Raw genomic sequence first — 16,564 nt, 5'->3', positions numbered from 1 at the left:
GGCTCGAAGTAACCAACGCTATTGACCCATCAGGGGAAGGCGGCTTCTTGGGGGCTGACCATAGTGGGCGAGCTTCAGCAGATTGTGGAGCGCAGCGGACGCGGCGACTCTATTCAGGCGGTCCTCACGAAGATGCTTTCCCCGTCCAGCGTGCCAGTCTTCTCTATGTCCGCCCCCTTGGCAATTTCTCACGTTTGAGAACGCCATTGAGCACCCAATAGATCCAGCCTTAATGGATTAACTGAAATCGTATGACTGACAAGTCAGGAGAGGTCATGTTGACGACGCGGAAACTATGGGCTTGGACAAAAGGGCTCCAGGCCTGGTGGAGCGGCGCTCTTGCTGGTAAAGAATGTGCTTACGCCCGCTGATTAAGATGACCTTCATGCGCTGCTCAAGGTGGCACATGGCATACCTGATCCAGAGAAACAGGAGCCCTTGCCTCTTGCCGAAGGCCGGATACCGGTACCGATCCAGGCTGAGATCGGGATCCAGTTGCTCGTCATCAAGAATTTGCGCAACGTCAACGCTGAAAACCAGCAGTTGGAAGTTGGAGCCAAGGGCTTGACGACCGTCTATGGCGGCAATGGAAGCGGAAAGTCTGGGGGCTAACGGGTTCTAAAGCGTGCTTGCAGGGCTCGCGACCAGTCAACCAGTCAGAGCTATTTCTCCCTAACGCCAATGTGGCTATGGCCCAATTTGGTTACGCTCAGGAAACCTTCACCGTATGCGTGAATGGCCAGATTGATGAATTTGTATGGAGCAAGGTAGTGTGTCCCCCAAGGACCTGTCGGCCCTGTCGACATGCGACACTCGGTGCGCGCGTGCCTTCCTGGGCAGCGAGGACGACTGCGCCTACGTGCCGTATGAGCTCAATGTGCTGGATGACCTGGGCGAGCTGCAACAGGATCTAAAGCTACGCCTTGAAGCCGAGCAGCGTGAACATGCTGTAGATCTCCAATTGTTCGCTCACCTCAAGGAAGAGACGGCAGTCGGGAGGTTGATAGCTACTTTCTCATCGAAAACTGATCCTGGAGCGGTGGAAGGCCAGTTCTTGGCATCAGTCGCGCCAACTACTCCAAGTATCCGCACATGAGCCCCCAACTTGCCCCTTCACCGTCATGTTGGCTGTGCCGCGCTGGATGAAGGCATCGAACCCATTGGAGTTGGGGTAAAGCCATGAAGACCGACAGTGACTTCGTCGTGCCCGGTGGGCAGGTTCAAACCTCCGCCCCCGAGGTCATGGGGCGCATCGAGCGCCGATGGGAAGGCTTGCGCGAACGCGTGGAGGCCAAGCTGCAGACGCTCAAAGGTGTGGATCGCAGGCAGGAATCCCGGCTCCTCGACCAAGCTGCCAAGGCCGGCACTGTGGCCAAGCGGGTGACATGGCTGCGCAAGGCGGCTGATAGCGTCACGGGCAGTGCTGCGCCGTTGGCCGCATGCCGCAAGGGTTGCTCACATTGCTGCCATATCGCCGTGATGATCTCCAGAGCCGAGGCACTGGTCATCGCCAAGGAAACCGGTGCGCCGATGAACCCGTTGGCAGGGAAGTACACGATGGCCAACGTGGATGAGGACAGCGAGAGCTACAAGGCGGCGACGCAGGAAGCGTTTGGCAAGCCCTGTACCTTCCTGAAGGATGATGTCTGTGATATCTACTCAAGCCGCCCCCTTCAATGCAGGCTTCTCCTGAACATGGATGAGGACGCATTGCTGTGCCAGCTCGTGGAGGGCAGCACCATCAATGTCCCTTACCTGAACACCCAGGAACACCACGTCGATTCGGTTGTCATCCTTGGGGCTCACCAGGATTACGACGACATCAGAAACTGGTTCCCGATGACTGAGCAACAGTGAGCAGGGAGTCGTTAAGAGTTACCTACGAGCGGGACAAGAACCGTACCTGGATCTAGGAAGAGCGCATTACTCGTCATTCGATAAATGTGACGCGCGAGATCAAAGATGTCCCCAGTCTTTCACGCTGTCTCCTCGATTCGACGGTGCACAGCATTGTGGGGCGTTCGAGAATGACAGGCTACCAGCTCCCGCAGAGGTGGCATCCGGGATGCTTGCCGTTAGCCCTATCCTAGAAATTCGCAACGCTCGCTTCGAAGACTAGCTTCAACGATGTATTGAAGGTCAGAATCGAATGGTGTGCTTAGTTTTAAGCCTCAAACCCACTGGTGATGGTCAAAACGAATAGATCGTTGCGTTTGACTACTTCCAGGGTCCATAATGGCTTAAACCTAAGCGATCATTGAGATTCAGGAGCGTGTACATGCAGATACAGGTAACGTCAGTTGAGAGCGTCGGTGTGGCCATCCGCGCTATGCGCAAGGTCAACAGTATTCGTCAGGAGGATGTGCCTGGGGTAAGCCATGTGTTCCTGCGCGACCTGGAGAAGGGCAAGGACACCATTCAGTTCGGGCGCGTGCTCAAGGTGCTCGATGAGCTTGGTATCCGGGTGCTGTTGGAGGTGCCAGATTCGCAGGCATCCGCTGTGAAGCGGGCCTTTGAGCACTTTTTACCCAAATCAAACATGGTTCTCCTTTCCAGCACCGAGAACAAAATGATCATCAAAAAGGTGCGTGAATGACCACCCGCACGCTCCAAGTCCTCATCAACGGAGCACTGGTGGGCACGCTGCGCGATGCCGACAACATCTGGGCGTTCCAGTATGCCGGCACCTGGTTGGCAAGCCCCGGCGCATTCCCTCTGGCCCCGTCTCTTCCGCTATCCACCGACTGGCAGGTGGACGGCTCATCGTCGCGGCCCGTGCAATGGTTTTTTGACAACCTGCTGCCCGAGGAGCTGATGCGCCAGGTGCTGGCGAAAGAGGTGAACGTGGAATCCGCGGATGCCTTCGGCATGCTGGAGCGCATGGGCATGGAGTCGGCTGGGGCCCTGGTGCTGCAGGCTGAGGGCGCACCGCAGCCTGAAAAAGGCATGCAGCCGCTCACTTGGGAAGACCTGTCTCAACGCATCCGCAACCTGCCGAGGGCGTCTCTGAACAAGGATGCCCCCAAGCGCATGTCGCTGGCCGGGGCTCAGCACAAGATGGTGGTTCTCTTTGATCCGAAGAGCCAGGAATTGAGCGAGCCCCTGAAAGGCACGCCATCCACCCACATCCTCAAGCCGAATTCGACGGCCGAGGGCTATCCGCACTCAGTGATCAACGAAACGTTCACCATGCTGCTGGCTGCTCGGTTGGGGCTCACCGTGCCCAGTGTCTGGCACTTGTACCTCCCGGAGCCAGTGTTCATCATCGAGCGTTTCGACCGAACGCCTGGGCATATCGAACCCGACCGCGTGCATGCGCTCGACGGCATCCAGCTGCTCAATGAGCCTGCATTCAACAAGTACACGAGCGCCACCCTCCCCAAGCTCAACGAACTCATCGACCAGTGTCGCAACAAAGTGGTGGCGCGCTTGGAGGTGTTCCGCTGGATCATCTTCAACACGATGGTGGGCAACTCGGACTCGCACCTGAAGAACATCTCGTTTTTGGTGGATCAGGAGGGTAAGCGAGTGGCCCCCTTCTACGACCTCCTGTGTACGGCGGTGTATCACACGCGGGTCTACAGCGACGGCGATGCCGTCTGGCCCAACGAAAAGCTGGCCACTCCCGTTGCAGGAGCGACCTTCTTTGCTGAAGTGACTTTCGAAAAGCTCCTTGAAACCGGCATGGAGCTGGGGCTCAACAAGGTCACTGCCGCGCGCGAGATCGGCAAGATCGTGAGCAAGCTGGATAAGGCCGCAGAAGACATCGCCGACAAGCTGGAAGCCACTATGCGCGACGCCACAGGGCCAAACGGCACGCCCACCCGCGAAACTGTCGGCGCACAAAGCCATCTCCTGCGCTCCATCCGCATGATTGTGATTGCGGACATGCTCAGACGCGTCCGCTTGCCAGTCCCGGCTGCTAAGGCCCCCCAAGCCTAGCGACAAGTGAGCCCAGCAGAGGAAGCCCGTGAATGGGTTGAATGCCGAATTGGACGCTATCCAAATGCTGAATTGGGCGGGTTCAGTTCCTTCATCGAAATTGACAAAGCAACTGCCGTACTGCTTTGAATTGGCTATTGAATTGCAATAAGAGTCATCAAGCAGCCCAGAGGCCCACAGAACGGGGCGCCAGCAACGACTGACGCATCGAAGGATACCCATGCAGAGGACGATTGGGTGAGCGTGGCGCCCCCACCAAATGAAATCTGCTGGACTCGACCAGGTTCTCAGCGCTCTGCGGGCCGGGGGCTCCCTGGCCGAACTGCCATCCAGCTTCTACAGCGGCGGTTACAGCTACGCCCCTGTGCTCACGACCAAGCGCGGCGCGCAGTACCGCGTGAGCACGCAGGTGATGCGGGGTGTCCCTGGCACCCCTATGCCTGATTGCGCGCACCCCTGAAACAAACCCTCACGTACCGCCAGCCGACCGCACCCGTTTCGGAGAATCCATGTCCCTGACCTTCGCCCACGTCCTTTCGGATTGGCGACGTTCTCGTGATGCCATGAAAAGCGGGAACTACGGGCAGAGATGCACATCTGGCCATCCCTATTGCCGTTGCGCTGCTGGACGGCCATTTGTGGTACCTCTGTGTCGGGCCCACAGCCGCAGGTGCCCGTTACGCGCATGGCCCCAAGTCCGAAGGCTGTGGAGGACTTCGAGGCCATCTTTGTGAGGCCCCACATGGATAAGGGCAGGGCAAGGGCGATCTTCGCTGGGAACCCAGATCGCCATGGTTGGGGGCTCAGTGCGGTGCCCGCAGCCGCTTTTGGGCATTCGGGACGATGGTGTGGTGGATAAGCTTGCCAAGGGTCCTCTTGCTCGGGCCGGAAGGTCATGTGGCTGGTCCAGCGCCTTGTGACTGCAGTCGAGTTACCAGACGCGCCCCAGCCGCCTGAGGGCCATGTGCGTTGGTATGTCATGACAAAAGGTTGATTGAGCAGGAGCCTTTGTCGTCGCATTAGCTATGTGGTCGCGCCTTTTCATGTGGCTAGAAATATGGACATTGATAGGTCGTTTGTATAAAATTCTAGCCAAATGAAACCCGATCCTTCTGATTCTCTCGTCCTTCACCGGCAGTTGCTATTGCAGCTGGGTGATCGCCTGCGCCGACTGCGCAAGGCGCGAAAGCTCACCACGGTCGAGATGGCTGAACGCGCTGGCATTTCCCGCATGACACTCGCTTCGGTGGAAGCTGGCGATCCAGGCCCATCCATGGGCACCTATCTGCGGGTGATGGGTGTTCTAGGCGTGGCCGCTGACTTGGCATTTTTGGCGGGAGATATGGTTCATCCAGCGCAGCCTGGTACGGCGGCGGCCCGGTCACACCGACCAGCGCCTCAGGTTCAAATCATGATCAGCGCGGACAGCAAGCGGCATCAGGCGCAGGATCTGTTGAGCCTGGTTCTTCACGAAAAGGCGGTGGAGCGGGTGCGGGCCAATCCCGAGCTGATCGAGGAAGCCAAGGAGACTGTTAATCGCTGGATGAAAAGTGGCAACGCGCATTCGCACACCCTTTACGCAGAGTGGCTCAAGATCCTCATGGCGAAGAAGTGGAGCAAGGTTTTGGGCCGTTCGAGACATGCGCAGGAGCTACGCCAGGCGTCTCCTTTGCCCACGTTGCTCTCGAAAGAGGATCGCGAAAGCATCTTGAGTCATGTTTCAACTCTCAAGAAGGGGATTGTTTTTGGTGCGGAAGGGCCCCTTCCATGAATCGCCACGAACTGGAGCATCTGATCCGGGCGAGCGGTGCGATCACCGAAGAGTACGAATTCGTTGTGATCGGGAGCCAGTCCATTCTGGGCAAGATTCCCTACCCAGACCCCGAGTTCAAGATGTCTGCAGAGGCTGACATTTATCCCAGGTACGCGCCTGAGCTTGCGGAGAAGATCGAAGGGGTGCTGGGCGAGGGCTCCGAGTTTCACCTTGCGAACGGGTTTTATGCCCAAGGCGTGGGCCCAGAGACTGCAGTCCTGCCCCAGGGGTGGGAGGAACGGCTATGGAAGGTGCAGAACGGGAATACCGACAGCTTCATTGGCTGGTGCTTGGACGTTGAAGACCTTTTCATGTCGAAGGCGGCTGCAGCCAGGCCGAAGGATCAGGAGTTTTGCACGGGGCTCTTGCGTCGAGGGTATGTGACCCTTGAAAGGTGTCTCGAACTTGCTCCCTCAATGCCACTGGAGCCTCCAGAAATCGCGCGACTGGTAGCCCGCATCAAGCGCTGGGCGAAGTAGGTCTCCCCAAGCCCTTGATTCGCCCTGCGGCAACCTCGCAGCTGAAGTCGCTGGCGTTGTACTCCCTAGATGCCGGGTTGATGAAAAACACCCTGGAGTCGCCGCCATAACCCGATGGATTGCGCGTTATGAACGTGGCGTAGAAGACCCCGAAAAGCACAACGTGGCTCAGCAAACAGTCGTGTGTTGCGAGACAAGCCAGCGTATGACCACCGGGATATGGGTTTTGGAAAGTCAGGGGATGCCGTGAAGGCTCAGCCTGGATTGCACCAATGAAGCTGTCTGCCAGCGTGTCGCGGTTCATGCCCTTTGTGTTGATTGCGCGTAGATACTGCTCCCCGCTGTCGGAGATGATGGCCACATCCCCGAGAGTTGCCACTGTCATCTGTTCAACGGGCTCACTTTCCTCCGGCCTCTGGTTTGCGTTTATGCACTCGTTCCAGCAACCGGAAAGTGAGACTGCGGGCCATGGGCTCGTGTGTTTTTCGGGGGAGCGCCAGGGCATGCGCGTGTGTGACTTCCTTCAGGGCCATCAAGTAGCATGGGCGATATGGCCAACAAGACTGGCAAGACCTTGATGGTCTGACAGCGCCCCAACATGCCGACTCCCCGCATCGACCTGACTGTCGTCAACGATTCCAGCGATGACCTGGTAGTACCGCGTAGCGCGCTGGTGCAGGTGGACCTGATCACCACGGTGGTCGATGTGGCAAGCGCCAATTACGCGGCGGGTGTGAAGACGAAGTTGACGCTCAATGAAACCTGCTCTGGTCACGGAGTGCATCAAGGGGCCCGCACGCTTCTGGTGATGGAGAGCTACAAGGCGGTTTGCATGCTCATCAGGCACGCGGCAGACAGCTAAGTGAAGCTGGACCCTTGGAGCTGAGGAGGGGGCTCGGGCATATGCCGGACCCCCAGAATGCTTATCCCGACTTACGGCGCAGCGTGTGCGTTGTCATGTCATCCAAGCAAACCACGTGGGCTACACCCCAGTTCAGACGGGCGGTTTTGGCTTGGCCGCCCATGTACGCATGCCAAGCGTTGTCAAGAGCCTTCTGTACGGCATCTAGAGACCCGAAGGCGATCACCGTTGGGCTGCTGCGCACCAGTGCCCGAGCCGGAGAATTGCTTTCCATGACCTCAATCTCATCCATCGGGAAGCCGAGTTCAGGGACACGAAAGACTCCTGAGGCCTTGGCCTCGGTGCGCTGGTCCATACCTGTTGCCTGCCACTCGCGGGCAGCAACGAAACGCGCGTTGGTGCCGGTCGTTGTGGGCGTTTTCGCTGGGCGGTCCAGATAGTTTGCCGGCGCAACGTTACGCGGAGGTGAGAGTTTTGCCCACCACGCGTACAGGTCCGCGTCGATGAAGTAGCCACCTGTCTTGACGCTGTGGGCTTTGGCGAGGATCGTCTTGCCAGATCCAGGACCACCCACAAGAGCCACGAAATCCAGTTCGTCTGGCTTGCAGTTGGCCAGCGCCACATCCAGAAGCTGCAGGGCTTGATCCTTCCAGGGACGATTGAACTGACGGGGCAGATCGCGAGGGAACGGTTCGCCCTTGGTCACGGACTTCTTGTGCAACAGGTCGTAGATAGCAAATTCGTCGAGGTGCGCAATGTTGCGGCTGGCTGCGCCCTTCTTGGCGAGATGTCGCACCTCGAAAAAGTCGCGATGTCCGAGCAGCTGGGCGATCAGATTCTCGCCCTCCTCAACGGTTTCGACGTACTTCAGGGATTTTGCCTTCTTGGCAGCTTGGCTAAGGTTGACATTGGCGGCAAAAACGGCGCCATCGTTGACATACAACTTCATTCGAACTCCTTCATTCACGATGGAGCTGCCTTGGCGCTTTCGGGCCAAAGCTTGGGAGGGCGCATTCGCAAAGCTCCACCACTCCAGAAAGAGGATCGAGGGTTTGTAAATGGTGATCAGGCCATGGTCTCAATAGACCCCCCAACGCCGCAAGCGGCGCGCGCCCAGGGGTGGCCTTGCAAGTATATCGCGCAGGACCGAGGGCAAAAAGTGTGATTTGTTTGGATTACATGCCCCACCCGAAAGCGGGATCAGGCTGCGTGCGCTCTGCCCCCTACAACCGACCTGTTGAGTTCAACCGCTTTTCTCACTCGTGAGTGCTTCGCACTTGAGCAAAAAGGCGCTTTTGCCACCTCGAGGGGGAGGAGGGCGCTCAGAAGAGCCCGCTGGCCTTGGCGGGGGCGGGCCGACGCTGAATGGAGAGGCTGCGGGATGGCTGCGTGCTGACCATGCCGCTGCTGAGGTTTGACGGGCACGACTGGCAATGCACCAGGTTCAGATCTGTGGTGGTCGAGGTTTCGTCATCCTTACAGCGCACTGACATCACGCCCGACTTCAGGGTAAAGCTGTTGCCGTTCCGGTAGATGCACTGTTCGTCCTTGCGTCCATCATCGAGCGTCGGCGAGCCGTACTTGGCTTCCAGCTCCTGCCGGATCTTGGTCTCCATCACCTCGTCGGGGCGCTGCACGTTGATTACGGAGAGCGAATCCCCCTTGAAGCCCAGGCTGAGTTTCACGGGGTCGGGTGAAAAGGGCAGCAATCGTGCATGGCGCTGGAAGATGTGCCCACCGATAAAAAGCAAATCGCGGTAACGCGGTCCTTCGGCCGTCCGGTGAAAACGCTGGAGCCATTACTGGAGGCCGTGAGTGAGTTTGCGTCACGCGCGGCAGAAAAACTCAGGAAGCAGGGGAGTTTCGCGGGCCAGCTTTATGGCTTTGCCCACAGCTCGCCTTTTCGGCCACTTCCCCAGTTTTCGCGCGGAGTAGTCGTGCCATTGCGCAGACCAACTGCAGACACATCCATTCTGGTCCAAGCAGCTCGCGTGGGAGTGCGCCGGTTTTATGAAGACGGATACCAGCTGCAAAAAGCGGGCGTCATATTGCTGGATCTCGCGAGTTCCACGCTCCACCAAGGCTAATTTGATTTGGAAGATCTAGAGCCGTATAGGCAAGTCATAGCCGCAGATCTAGACGCTGAAATCGTGAAGGCTCGTTATTTTGAGGACGGCTCTGTCTGGCGGGGGCTTGTGGACCATGCTCGGGTGCTTGGGGAGCAGGAAATCCGCGAAGCTTTGCTCTTCTCTGGGGGCTACGCTAGAAAACTGCTGCCACCTTTTGAAACCACTCCGAAATAGAGCGGGTCTAACCAAACGGGGGAGGGCCATGTAATGAGGCGCAGGAGGCTCCAAAAACAAGCTTCCAAACTCCAGCCGGGGGGTGAATTACTTTGGGGCTCTGAGGGCGTTTGGTGAGCTAGGAGGCCCATCGGAGGATCTTGGGGTTCTATTACGGGAGACGAAAAACCCTCGGCCCGCAGAGATTCGAGAGAGCAGCGGAGAGCAATTCCCGCTTTATAGGGTCGCGCCGGGGGGGCTGCGCCACTAAGACCGGCAAAGGCGGCTTTTCGGTGAAAAAGGTCACGAGAGCGATTTCTGCACCGCCGCGCGTCATCGGGCTCAGAGAGCGGAATTCTCCTTGGGTTACCACTGAATCAAAACCCGACGCGGACCACCGCCAGAAACGCCAAAGGCCGAATGGCTTCCGCGTAGCTCGTCGTATCCAACGCTCGCCATCGCAATCTTACTGTTGTCGCAAGTCGGCCTTCGAATTCATATGCCAATTCCAGCCGTGAAACAGGGTGCTGAAAGGCGAAGCCTGGAAACTGGACAAATACCGAGCACCAGATGGTGAAGATACCGGTTCCGGGCGGAAATTAAGGCTACGGAAGTGCGGGGCGAACACTAAACGCTGTCGGGCTGATTGGGCGACGAGGGCCGTCATCAAAATCGATGCGCAACTACATAGAAATGCATCTACATAGGGCCTCAGCTATCGCCGCGATTGAGGCGATTCCGCGAGGGGCGATTCGTCCTCTCAATAACAGCCTCGAAAGACCGCAATGTGTATAGAGGAAGAGCCAGTGTGATCGCCTAACCCCGAGATCAATGGAACCAAACTACGGAGCGCTTATTTCTTCGGGGGAAAGAAGACGGGGGTCAAAGCACGGGGCCTGAAGAGCACAAACGCCGCGAGGGAAACATCCAGCGAGCACATCAATCCACCCCTGAAATGTCAAAGGCCCCATGTGCATCTACATAGGGCCCAGGTTTAAGTGCAAGTGAAAAAAGAAGATTGTGGGTCAAGCTGCGGGTTCTATTGCTTTTACATAGGCCCTAGCCGACCGCCTCTTCCTCGGACTCAACCTCATCCCCCTTCTGCGCTTTCAACACGCGGATGGCATTACGAGTATTGATGATGGCCTTGACAATGTGTTTTGACTTTCGTCTGATGGATTGAAGCTTTTTTTTCTGTCTTCATCACTTCATCAATTTCCCATTCTCTGGCAAAGGTATTCAGTCGGTCCTTTGCATAGGTCATTGATTCTTCATTGATCGCAATCCTCACTCGAATGGATTGTCGGTTGTTCTTTTGACCAAACCAACGGATTCCCGTCCATTTGAGATCCAAGTGGTTGCCCTTTCTGGTACATGACAGTTGCAGTGTTGACCTGGACTCCCAGCCTGTCGCCTTCGCCTCAACCCGATCCACAAAGCTCATGTACTCGTCTGCCGCGACCATGGCTTGGCCATAGAGCACCTCGATGCATCGCTCAAGGCCTTGGATTGCATCTTCATAGAGGGCTAGTTCGTCTTTGTTCATTTCGGGGGGTAGATCCATCTCTTTACCGTGTATGGAGATACCCGGTACATCCATCCACGGGGCCGTACTGCTCAAAACACACTTTTTCCGGGATGGAGATGCTGGTCTGGTCCATCCTAGTTGGATGAATCCACCCATCCTATAGCATCCTCAGGTGTAGGCTTGAAAAAGTGTCAATCCTAATAGGATGGATTCAGGGTGCCAATCCATCCTATTAGGATGCACAGCTTTTTGGACTTTTCATGTCGCAGGGAGCGGAGGGGGTTGGGTCTCTTTATGATCCATTATTTGCCGTTCCATCCTAATAGGATGAATCCACTAGGTCAAAGAGCCGCTGGAACAGCTGATCTTGCAGTCCGCATAAAGAGGGGTGTGAATTCATCCTATTAGGATCAAGAGGCGTAAAATGATGAAAACGTCGTTTTGTCCGAGCAATTCGTTGAAGTGAGTCATTAGTCACTCTGTACTGCTACGAGACCGTCCGACGCCAGGCGTACTTGCTGCGACTACGCTGCGGTTGACCTGCGACAAGAATTGCACGTAATTGCATTAAGTGTCTAATGGAGTGCGATTAATTGTGAAGTTTATGTAATGAAGGTGGGAGCGCAAGCGGGAACTTTTATTTCCGAAGAGCACGGAGCAAAAGTGAGTGTCGAAACGCTCGGAAATGCAATTCACTCCGGCAAGGAAAGCATCTTGCTCATGGGTGAGCGTGTCGAACTTGCTCCTTTCCTCAAGAAGGCAAGTGAAACTCTTTCCTCTGTCGCAGCCACTTCGATTCAAAAGGCTCTCCGCGTGGAAACTATGTCTCCTGACGTTATTGTTCTGGTCGGCGGTGGATCTTCCTTCTTCCAGCAGGCAATTCAGGAGGCATTCCCGCGCCTGAAAGTGGTATCGCCTAAAAATCCTGTGCTTTCGAATGCGCGTGGATTTTGGCTGCTCGGCGGTGCTTCTGTATGAGCGGCAAAAGCCTGAAAGTCGTTGTCGAAATTAACGAGGCATACCCGCTTTTGCATAGTGCTTTTGCGCGGATTCCGGCTAATGTCAGATCAGAACGGCTTAGGGCTTTGGCAATGATCGGTATGTACCTTGAAAGCGGATCAGAAACTTTCAGGGGCATTCCGGTAAACATGGGGGTTGTTGACGGGCAGCTCGAACCGATCCAGTTCGCAGTGTTTATTGGCGAAACACAACCAAAGTTGCTAGATCAGTTGAGCAGTATTTCTAAGCGCGCTAGAGCCGAACGTTTGAGGATATTGGCACTTCTGGCGCTCTATTCAGAGACGGGGAAACTCGTAGTAGACGGGAGTAAGCCAGCAATACAAGCATCTATGGCGGCGGAGCCTAGATCTCAGATTTCGTCGGACAGCCCACGCTCAAGACAACCTGCGCTACCGACGAATGCAACTGACGTGGAGTCTCTTCCGAAGCCTGTTGACCCGGTAAAGGAGATTGCAGGTAGTCCAAGCAGTACCGAGTTATCGTCCACGACCGACGCTAGTAACAGGGTTGGCAAAGGCGTTCGAAGCTTTGCACGTTCTTTGGGTTAATTGAATGAATGAAGATCTGAAAAACACTCAGTCCGCAAGTCTTGGCTCCTGGACTGTGGGCATTCCCCCAGAGGGAGTTCGAGTCGCCATGGCTTGCCGTAAGTGGTGCGGTATTCACAATGAGCGGTATGTGGAGGTGATTGCCCACGACCCTTCGATGTACCTTGAGTCCCTCGGCCTGGAAATGATGATGAAGCCATCGGTTACCGTCATTTATGGCAGTGTTTTCACTCAGGGGAATACCACCTGCATCCTCAATGAACACGGAATGCCAGTAGGCGCATATCCCAATTCCATTTTGGCCTGGACCAGAGTGCCTGAGGATTTATTGCAGAACCTGCAAGCTGCGGTCTTGACTGACCTGGCCGTGGGACTCGCCAGCAAGCGCGCCAAGTCGTCGTAGGCAGGCCTGTTTCTGCGGAGCGCGTATGCGTCAAGAGTTTGTTCGTGGAAAACGCCGGTACATCCTGAGCCTGGATGTTGATCTGTTCGATGCCTGTGTAATCAACCGCCATTGGTACGGCGAGACAAATCGCCGTCATGGGCGCAGACAGGAACTATTCACGGACCTGGATCTGGCCAAGGTCAGAGTCACCGCAGTACAGGCATACCTTTTGAAAAGGGGCTACGAGTATCCACCGACAGTTGTTTTGAGTGAAGGGCGCGGGTAGGATGAGCGTTCTGATCCTGTGATCGGGTTTTGCGAAGAACAGCGCTCCCACATTACGCTCGATTCTTTGCCAAAGGGCTGACCGGTGGTCAGCCCTTTGTTTTTGGACGGGCAATGTGAACGACTTCACCGAACTGGACGCCAGCGGTGGCCAGTTGAGCACGCTCCGGGCTAAGCTCGCCACTTCCCCTTACCGTCCATCCCAATGAAGCTTCTTGTCCTCTTGCCTTTGGTGTCGGCCGCAACTTTGGCGCTGACCGGTTGCGGTGAAACGACCGTCGAAGACGTGCGCAAAGCCTACGGCGCCATGAGCGATGAAAAGCTGCAGGCCGAGGCCCTGCACCAGCGGGTAGAGTGCCGCGCGGCGACACGGGATTCGGACAAGCCAGGATCTCCGTGCAGCCGCGCGAACCTTGCGGAGGAGATGGCTGAATCCCGTGGGTGGTGCTGGGGGCCCTATGCCGCCGCCAACTCGGACAAGTCTTGGCTGCGCTGCGCCGATGACGTGACGAAATCGGCGCAGGCCAAGGCAACCTGGTTCGCCGCGACCCAAAGCGGCTCCTGCCGTGAGTCCAGCCTGATCGAGGCCATCAGCAAGGTGCTGGAACACGAGGGTCCGTGGAACGTGAAGACCTCGTTTTCGAAGGAGGGCTTCTTCGACGTGTCCAGCCAGCTCAAGGACGGTACCAGCTACAAGGTGCGGCTGTACCCCAGCTGCGGTTCGGCTCAGATGGTCTACATCGCCAAGCCTGGTGATGAGGGTGGCGTGTCGGTTGCCGCGCCCCTGGGGATGTCGCCCAGAGATGCTGGTGATCTCTATGGCTTCGATGTCCGCAACTGCAGTGCCTATTCGTTTGGAGGCGGTATCGGGTGTGGCATGGGCTACCAGGCCGGCATGCCGCCGCCCATCCGCTTGAGCGACGGCTTCATTCCCTGCTCGGTGGATCGGCCCGTGCAATTCGACTTCCAGCCGCGCCGGGGCATGGTGGGTGTCACCTGCAGCGTCACGGCCGAGGACATGTCTGCGTTCGAGCAGCGGATGGCAGGTGCCTTTGGGGAGCAGCAGCGTGCGTCAGATGGTAGCCGCCGCTGGCAGCTCGGTGGCTACTCAGTCGGCAGTGTGGAAGTGGTCGTTTTGGGGAAAACGCTGCGGCGTGTGTCCGTCTACCAGGACTGACATTTTCGCTCGGGTGATCCTGTCGTGGGTTCGGGCGACAGGAATCTCCTTTCCGCCCAGATTTCCCATCCGTTAGGTGTTTCTTGTCGTGGCCCATGCACCCTGAGGGGGTGATCCAGCATCCCATCGGCTCGTCCACGGCCCCGGACGACGGTGGCTATGGAACCAGCTCAGCGCACGCGCGCTCGCATGAAGCTTCGGCCTCGCTTTCGCTGATTCCGAACGCCTCGAACATGGCGTTGCCGCGCTGGAACAGGTCAGCCATCTGGGCAGCAAGCTCATGGCGGTCAAGAAACTCGGTCCCTGTACTGCTCCCCCGGCGATGGATCTTGACCTTGCACAGCAGTGCCAACAGCAAATGGATCGCCCCTACATGCCTGTGCAGGAACCACATCCAGTGGGGCCACTCTCGAGCGAGTCGGGCAAAGAAGGCGCGCACCTCGGGGATTTCCGCCAGTTCACGGTGGTCAGAGTCGTAACCCAGCACCTGAATCACCAGGCACTCTTGGTAGCGAAGGGCCGTCTCTCAGGACTCGGCGATTGCGTGCAGGCGCTCCAGCGCGCTCGCGATGTTTCCGGTTTCAATCTCGCGCTTGGAGATCTCCAGCACCAGCAGCGCGTCACCCTGGAAGGCGGCAAGGCCATCGACATCGGTTCGCACTACTGATGGACGCGGGGTCATGGGCATGGGTTGCACTCCTGATTCACGAGACGATGGCTACTTGAGAGCCCAGAGCTGCGCGCAGAACACTGAGGTGGAGGCGATCACTGCCGGGTTGCACGAGCGGTGTGCTTGATACCTTGGTCATGCTGGCCACGCCGCGTTCGAACAGGCAGATGCAGGAATGGTAGGGGTGCTGCGCGGATGCGTACATGACCCCATGAGCACCGGCCTTCCGGGCGTCGGCGGCAAAGGCTTGTGTGGCCTCGTAACGCAGGGATTGCAGCACAGGGTAGTTCTCCTCCAGCCCGCGCAGATCGACAAGGCGCATCCCTGCTGCCGTGCGAAAGGCTACCAGTGAGCGTTGCCGGAGTTGATCCAGGGTGTAGCTGCGCGTGTCCCGCCGAAAAAGCGCCTCGTAGCACGAGGTCAACTCGCTATCGGCGAGGTAGGCAGTGGGCTCGTCGGACAGATCGAAACGGCCAGTGGGAATGCCGAAGGGCGGGAGGATGAACCCGCGCGTTCGCACGCTGTCTTTGCGCCAGCTGGTGCGCTGGATGCGGTGCCAGATTTGGCGGTCAGGAAGTTCAATGAATGGCGGATTGAGGTCTGTCAGGTTCATGAGGCGAGGTCATTCAGTGAGCCTCAGCCGTTGCCAATGCCAGGATGTGTTTCGCTGAGACGCCCTGCTCAAGTGCGGCGCGCGGTGTCTGGCCGTCGAGGGCCGATGCCGGCGTCTCCAGGAAGGTGAGCACCTGCCAGCCATCGGACGCGCCAAGGGCCGATGCCAAGGGCTGCAGGATGGGCCACAGGTTGGGTTCGAACTGCCAGCGCGGCAACTTGAACCCCCGGCGCAGGTGGGAAACCCCGATGCAGCGGCGCGACTTGATCCAGGCGTTGATGGTCACCCGGCTGGCGCCTGCCAGCAGTGCAGCGTCGTCGGTCGTGATCATGTCGTCGGCTTCCATGCGCTCGCGGCGGTACTGCGCACCCGAGCGCAAGACAGCGGCAGACTGGGCCGCTGTCGCGTAGGGATCAGGAGACGCCTGCGAGAGGTCTGGGGCATTGCGGTGGGCAAACGGTGAGGAAATGGACAGGGTGTTCATGGGGATTTCAAACCGTGGTGCGCTTATGGCGCGTTGCGCAGGTTGGGCTTTGCCGCCGAGAAGAAGCCAGAAGTAGATCCGTCGCGAAGGTCTGTGTTGTTGCGGCGCCGTGACCTCAGGCGCGCGCCACCGCCCATCTTCGGGAAGCGGACCTCCAGGCGTTCGTGGCTATACCACTGCGAGACGCGACTCGACAGGGTGCTCATCGGGTAGGAAAACGGGTGCCATGTGCAAGACCGCCGCATCGTCTGATGCACGGCCAGGAACGCTTTCATCATGGCTACCGCAATCCTCTGCGGTTCGAACGGAACCACGCAGCCGTTGCGGCGAATGATCGCGTAGTGATCTAGCGCTGAAGGCGCTCTGGGCAGACTCGGGCCGTCTATACAAACAAGCATTTCGATCTCCTGTGGTCACGCGGCCGACATCCATCGGCCAGGCCGTGCTTCCATGGGGAAATGTACATCGCTCCTGAA

At 57.6% G+C, this 16,564-nt stretch carries 22 protein-coding genes; 14 read left to right on the top strand and 8 right to left on the bottom strand.

From position 1 onward, the window contains the following. Positions 1-438 precede the first annotated feature (438 nt). From P7644_RS19975 to P7644_RS19935, 9 genes are all read left to right on the top strand, one after another. Positions 439-612 (top strand): hypothetical protein, encoded by a 174-nt coding sequence (locus P7644_RS19975; RefSeq protein ID WP_158276469.1) that lies wholly within the window; start codon positions 439-441, stop codon positions 610-612. 160 nt (positions 613-772) lie between these two features. After that, positions 773-1,096: a hypothetical protein gene (locus P7644_RS19970; protein WP_146186045.1), complete on the top strand. Its 324-nt coding sequence runs from the start codon at positions 773-775 to the stop codon at positions 1,094-1,096. Between the two features lie 83 nt (positions 1,097-1,179). After that, positions 1,180-1,857 carry a YkgJ family cysteine cluster protein gene (locus P7644_RS19965; protein ID WP_404303390.1) on the top strand — a complete coding sequence of 226 codons (678 nt, stop codon included), beginning with the start codon at positions 1,180-1,182 and terminating at the stop codon, positions 1,855-1,857. A 421-nt stretch (positions 1,858-2,278) separates the two neighbouring features. Beyond that, positions 2,279-2,596, top strand: a complete 318-nt coding sequence (locus P7644_RS19960) for a hypothetical protein (protein ID WP_199226546.1) — start codon at positions 2,279-2,281, stop codon at positions 2,594-2,596. Further along, positions 2,593-3,942 (top strand): HipA domain-containing protein, encoded by a 1,350-nt coding sequence (locus tag P7644_RS19955; protein ID WP_108627291.1) that lies wholly within the window; start codon positions 2,593-2,595, stop codon positions 3,940-3,942. Before P7644_RS19960 ends, P7644_RS19955 begins: the two co-directional genes overlap by 4 nt. A gap of 259 nt (positions 3,943-4,201) precedes the next feature. Beyond that, positions 4,202-4,402: a hypothetical protein gene (locus P7644_RS19950; RefSeq protein ID WP_108499163.1), complete on the top strand. Its 201-nt coding sequence runs from the start codon at positions 4,202-4,204 to the stop codon at positions 4,400-4,402. 636 nt (positions 4,403-5,038) lie between these two features. After that, entirely contained in the window at positions 5,039-5,713 is a 675-nt protein-coding gene (locus tag P7644_RS19945) for a helix-turn-helix domain-containing protein (protein WP_108627290.1), read from the top strand. Next, a complete protein-coding gene (locus tag P7644_RS19940; RefSeq protein WP_108627289.1) occupies positions 5,710-6,234 on the top strand; it encodes a DUF6036 family nucleotidyltransferase in 525 nt (174 codons plus the stop codon). The genes P7644_RS19945 and P7644_RS19940 overlap by 4 nt, the downstream gene beginning before the upstream one ends. A gap of 598 nt (positions 6,235-6,832) precedes the next feature. Then, the gene (locus P7644_RS19935) at positions 6,833-7,096 is read left to right on the top strand and encodes a hypothetical protein (protein WP_108627287.1); all 264 of its coding nucleotides are present in this window, start codon (positions 6,833-6,835) and stop codon (positions 7,094-7,096) included. A gap of 61 nt (positions 7,097-7,157) precedes the next feature. Here P7644_RS19935 and P7644_RS19930 read toward each other — a convergent pair whose 3' ends face one another. After that, complete coding sequence (locus tag P7644_RS19930; protein ID WP_108627286.1) at positions 7,158-8,045, bottom strand: hypothetical protein; 888 nt, start codon at positions 8,043-8,045, stop codon at positions 7,158-7,160. A 373-nt stretch (positions 8,046-8,418) separates the two neighbouring features. Further along, positions 8,419-8,781, bottom strand: coding sequence for a hypothetical protein (locus tag P7644_RS19925; protein WP_404303388.1), 363 nt, complete (start codon positions 8,779-8,781; stop codon positions 8,419-8,421). Between the two features lie 30 nt (positions 8,782-8,811). Between P7644_RS19925 and P7644_RS19920 the strand changes: the two genes are divergently transcribed. Then, complete coding sequence (locus tag P7644_RS19920; RefSeq protein ID WP_060987628.1) at positions 8,812-9,183, top strand: hypothetical protein; 372 nt, start codon at positions 8,812-8,814, stop codon at positions 9,181-9,183. Positions 9,184-10,504: 1,321 nt separating this feature from the next. Here P7644_RS19920 and mobI read toward each other — a convergent pair. Beyond that, the gene (gene mobI, locus P7644_RS19915) at positions 10,505-10,924 is read right to left on the bottom strand and encodes a conjugative transfer protein MobI(A/C) (protein WP_146186043.1); all 420 of its coding nucleotides are present in this window, start codon (positions 10,922-10,924) and stop codon (positions 10,505-10,507) included. A 591-nt stretch (positions 10,925-11,515) separates the two neighbouring features. Here mobI and P7644_RS19910 point away from each other — a divergent pair. The 4 genes from P7644_RS19910 (at position 11,516) to P7644_RS19895 (ending at position 14,321) form a co-directional block, all read left to right on the top strand. Next, a complete protein-coding gene (locus tag P7644_RS19910) occupies positions 11,516-11,884 on the top strand; it encodes a hypothetical protein (protein ID WP_260668055.1) in 369 nt (122 codons plus the stop codon). Further along, a complete protein-coding gene (locus P7644_RS19905) occupies positions 11,881-12,474 on the top strand; it encodes a hypothetical protein (protein WP_404303386.1) in 594 nt (197 codons plus the stop codon). The genes P7644_RS19910 and P7644_RS19905 overlap by 4 nt, the downstream gene beginning before the upstream one ends. 4 nt (positions 12,475-12,478) lie before the next feature. Next, positions 12,479-12,877 (top strand): hypothetical protein, encoded by a 399-nt coding sequence (locus P7644_RS19900; protein ID WP_069105830.1) that lies wholly within the window; start codon positions 12,479-12,481, stop codon positions 12,875-12,877. A gap of 472 nt (positions 12,878-13,349) precedes the next feature. Then, positions 13,350-14,321: an MFS transporter gene (locus P7644_RS19895; RefSeq protein ID WP_260668054.1), complete on the top strand. Its 972-nt coding sequence runs from the start codon at positions 13,350-13,352 to the stop codon at positions 14,319-14,321. Positions 14,322-14,478: 157 nt separating this feature from the next. Here the strand turns inward: P7644_RS19895 and P7644_RS19890 are convergent, their stop codons facing one another. The 5 genes from P7644_RS19890 to P7644_RS19870 are packed head-to-tail and all read right to left on the bottom strand — an operon-like array spanning position 14,479 to position 16,366. Next, on the bottom strand, positions 14,479-14,817 hold the full coding sequence (locus P7644_RS19890) for a chlororespiratory reduction 6 domain-containing protein (protein ID WP_404303384.1): 339 nt from the start codon (positions 14,815-14,817) through the stop codon (positions 14,479-14,481). A 30-nt stretch (positions 14,818-14,847) separates the two neighbouring features. Beyond that, positions 14,848-15,009, bottom strand: coding sequence for a hypothetical protein (locus P7644_RS19885; RefSeq protein ID WP_404303383.1), 162 nt, complete (start codon positions 15,007-15,009; stop codon positions 14,848-14,850). 16 nt (positions 15,010-15,025) lie between these two features. Next, the gene (locus P7644_RS19880) at positions 15,026-15,604 is read right to left on the bottom strand and encodes an RES family NAD+ phosphorylase (RefSeq protein ID WP_404303381.1); all 579 of its coding nucleotides are present in this window, start codon (positions 15,602-15,604) and stop codon (positions 15,026-15,028) included. Positions 15,605-15,617: 13 nt separating this feature from the next. Then, positions 15,618-16,088 carry a hypothetical protein gene (locus tag P7644_RS19875; RefSeq protein ID WP_404303380.1) on the bottom strand — a complete coding sequence of 157 codons (471 nt, stop codon included), beginning with the start codon at positions 16,086-16,088 and terminating at the stop codon, positions 15,618-15,620. 23 nt (positions 16,089-16,111) lie between these two features. Then, entirely contained in the window at positions 16,112-16,366 is a 255-nt protein-coding gene (locus P7644_RS19870; RefSeq protein ID WP_404303454.1) for a hypothetical protein, read from the bottom strand. Between the last annotated feature and the right edge of the window lie 198 nt (positions 16,367-16,564).

The organism is Alicycliphilus denitrificans (assembly GCF_044792555.1).
Classification (GTDB): Bacteria; Pseudomonadota; Gammaproteobacteria; order Burkholderiales; family Burkholderiaceae_C; genus Alicycliphilus; species Alicycliphilus denitrificans_A.
This window is presented reverse-complemented; position numbering and strand designations above follow the sequence as displayed.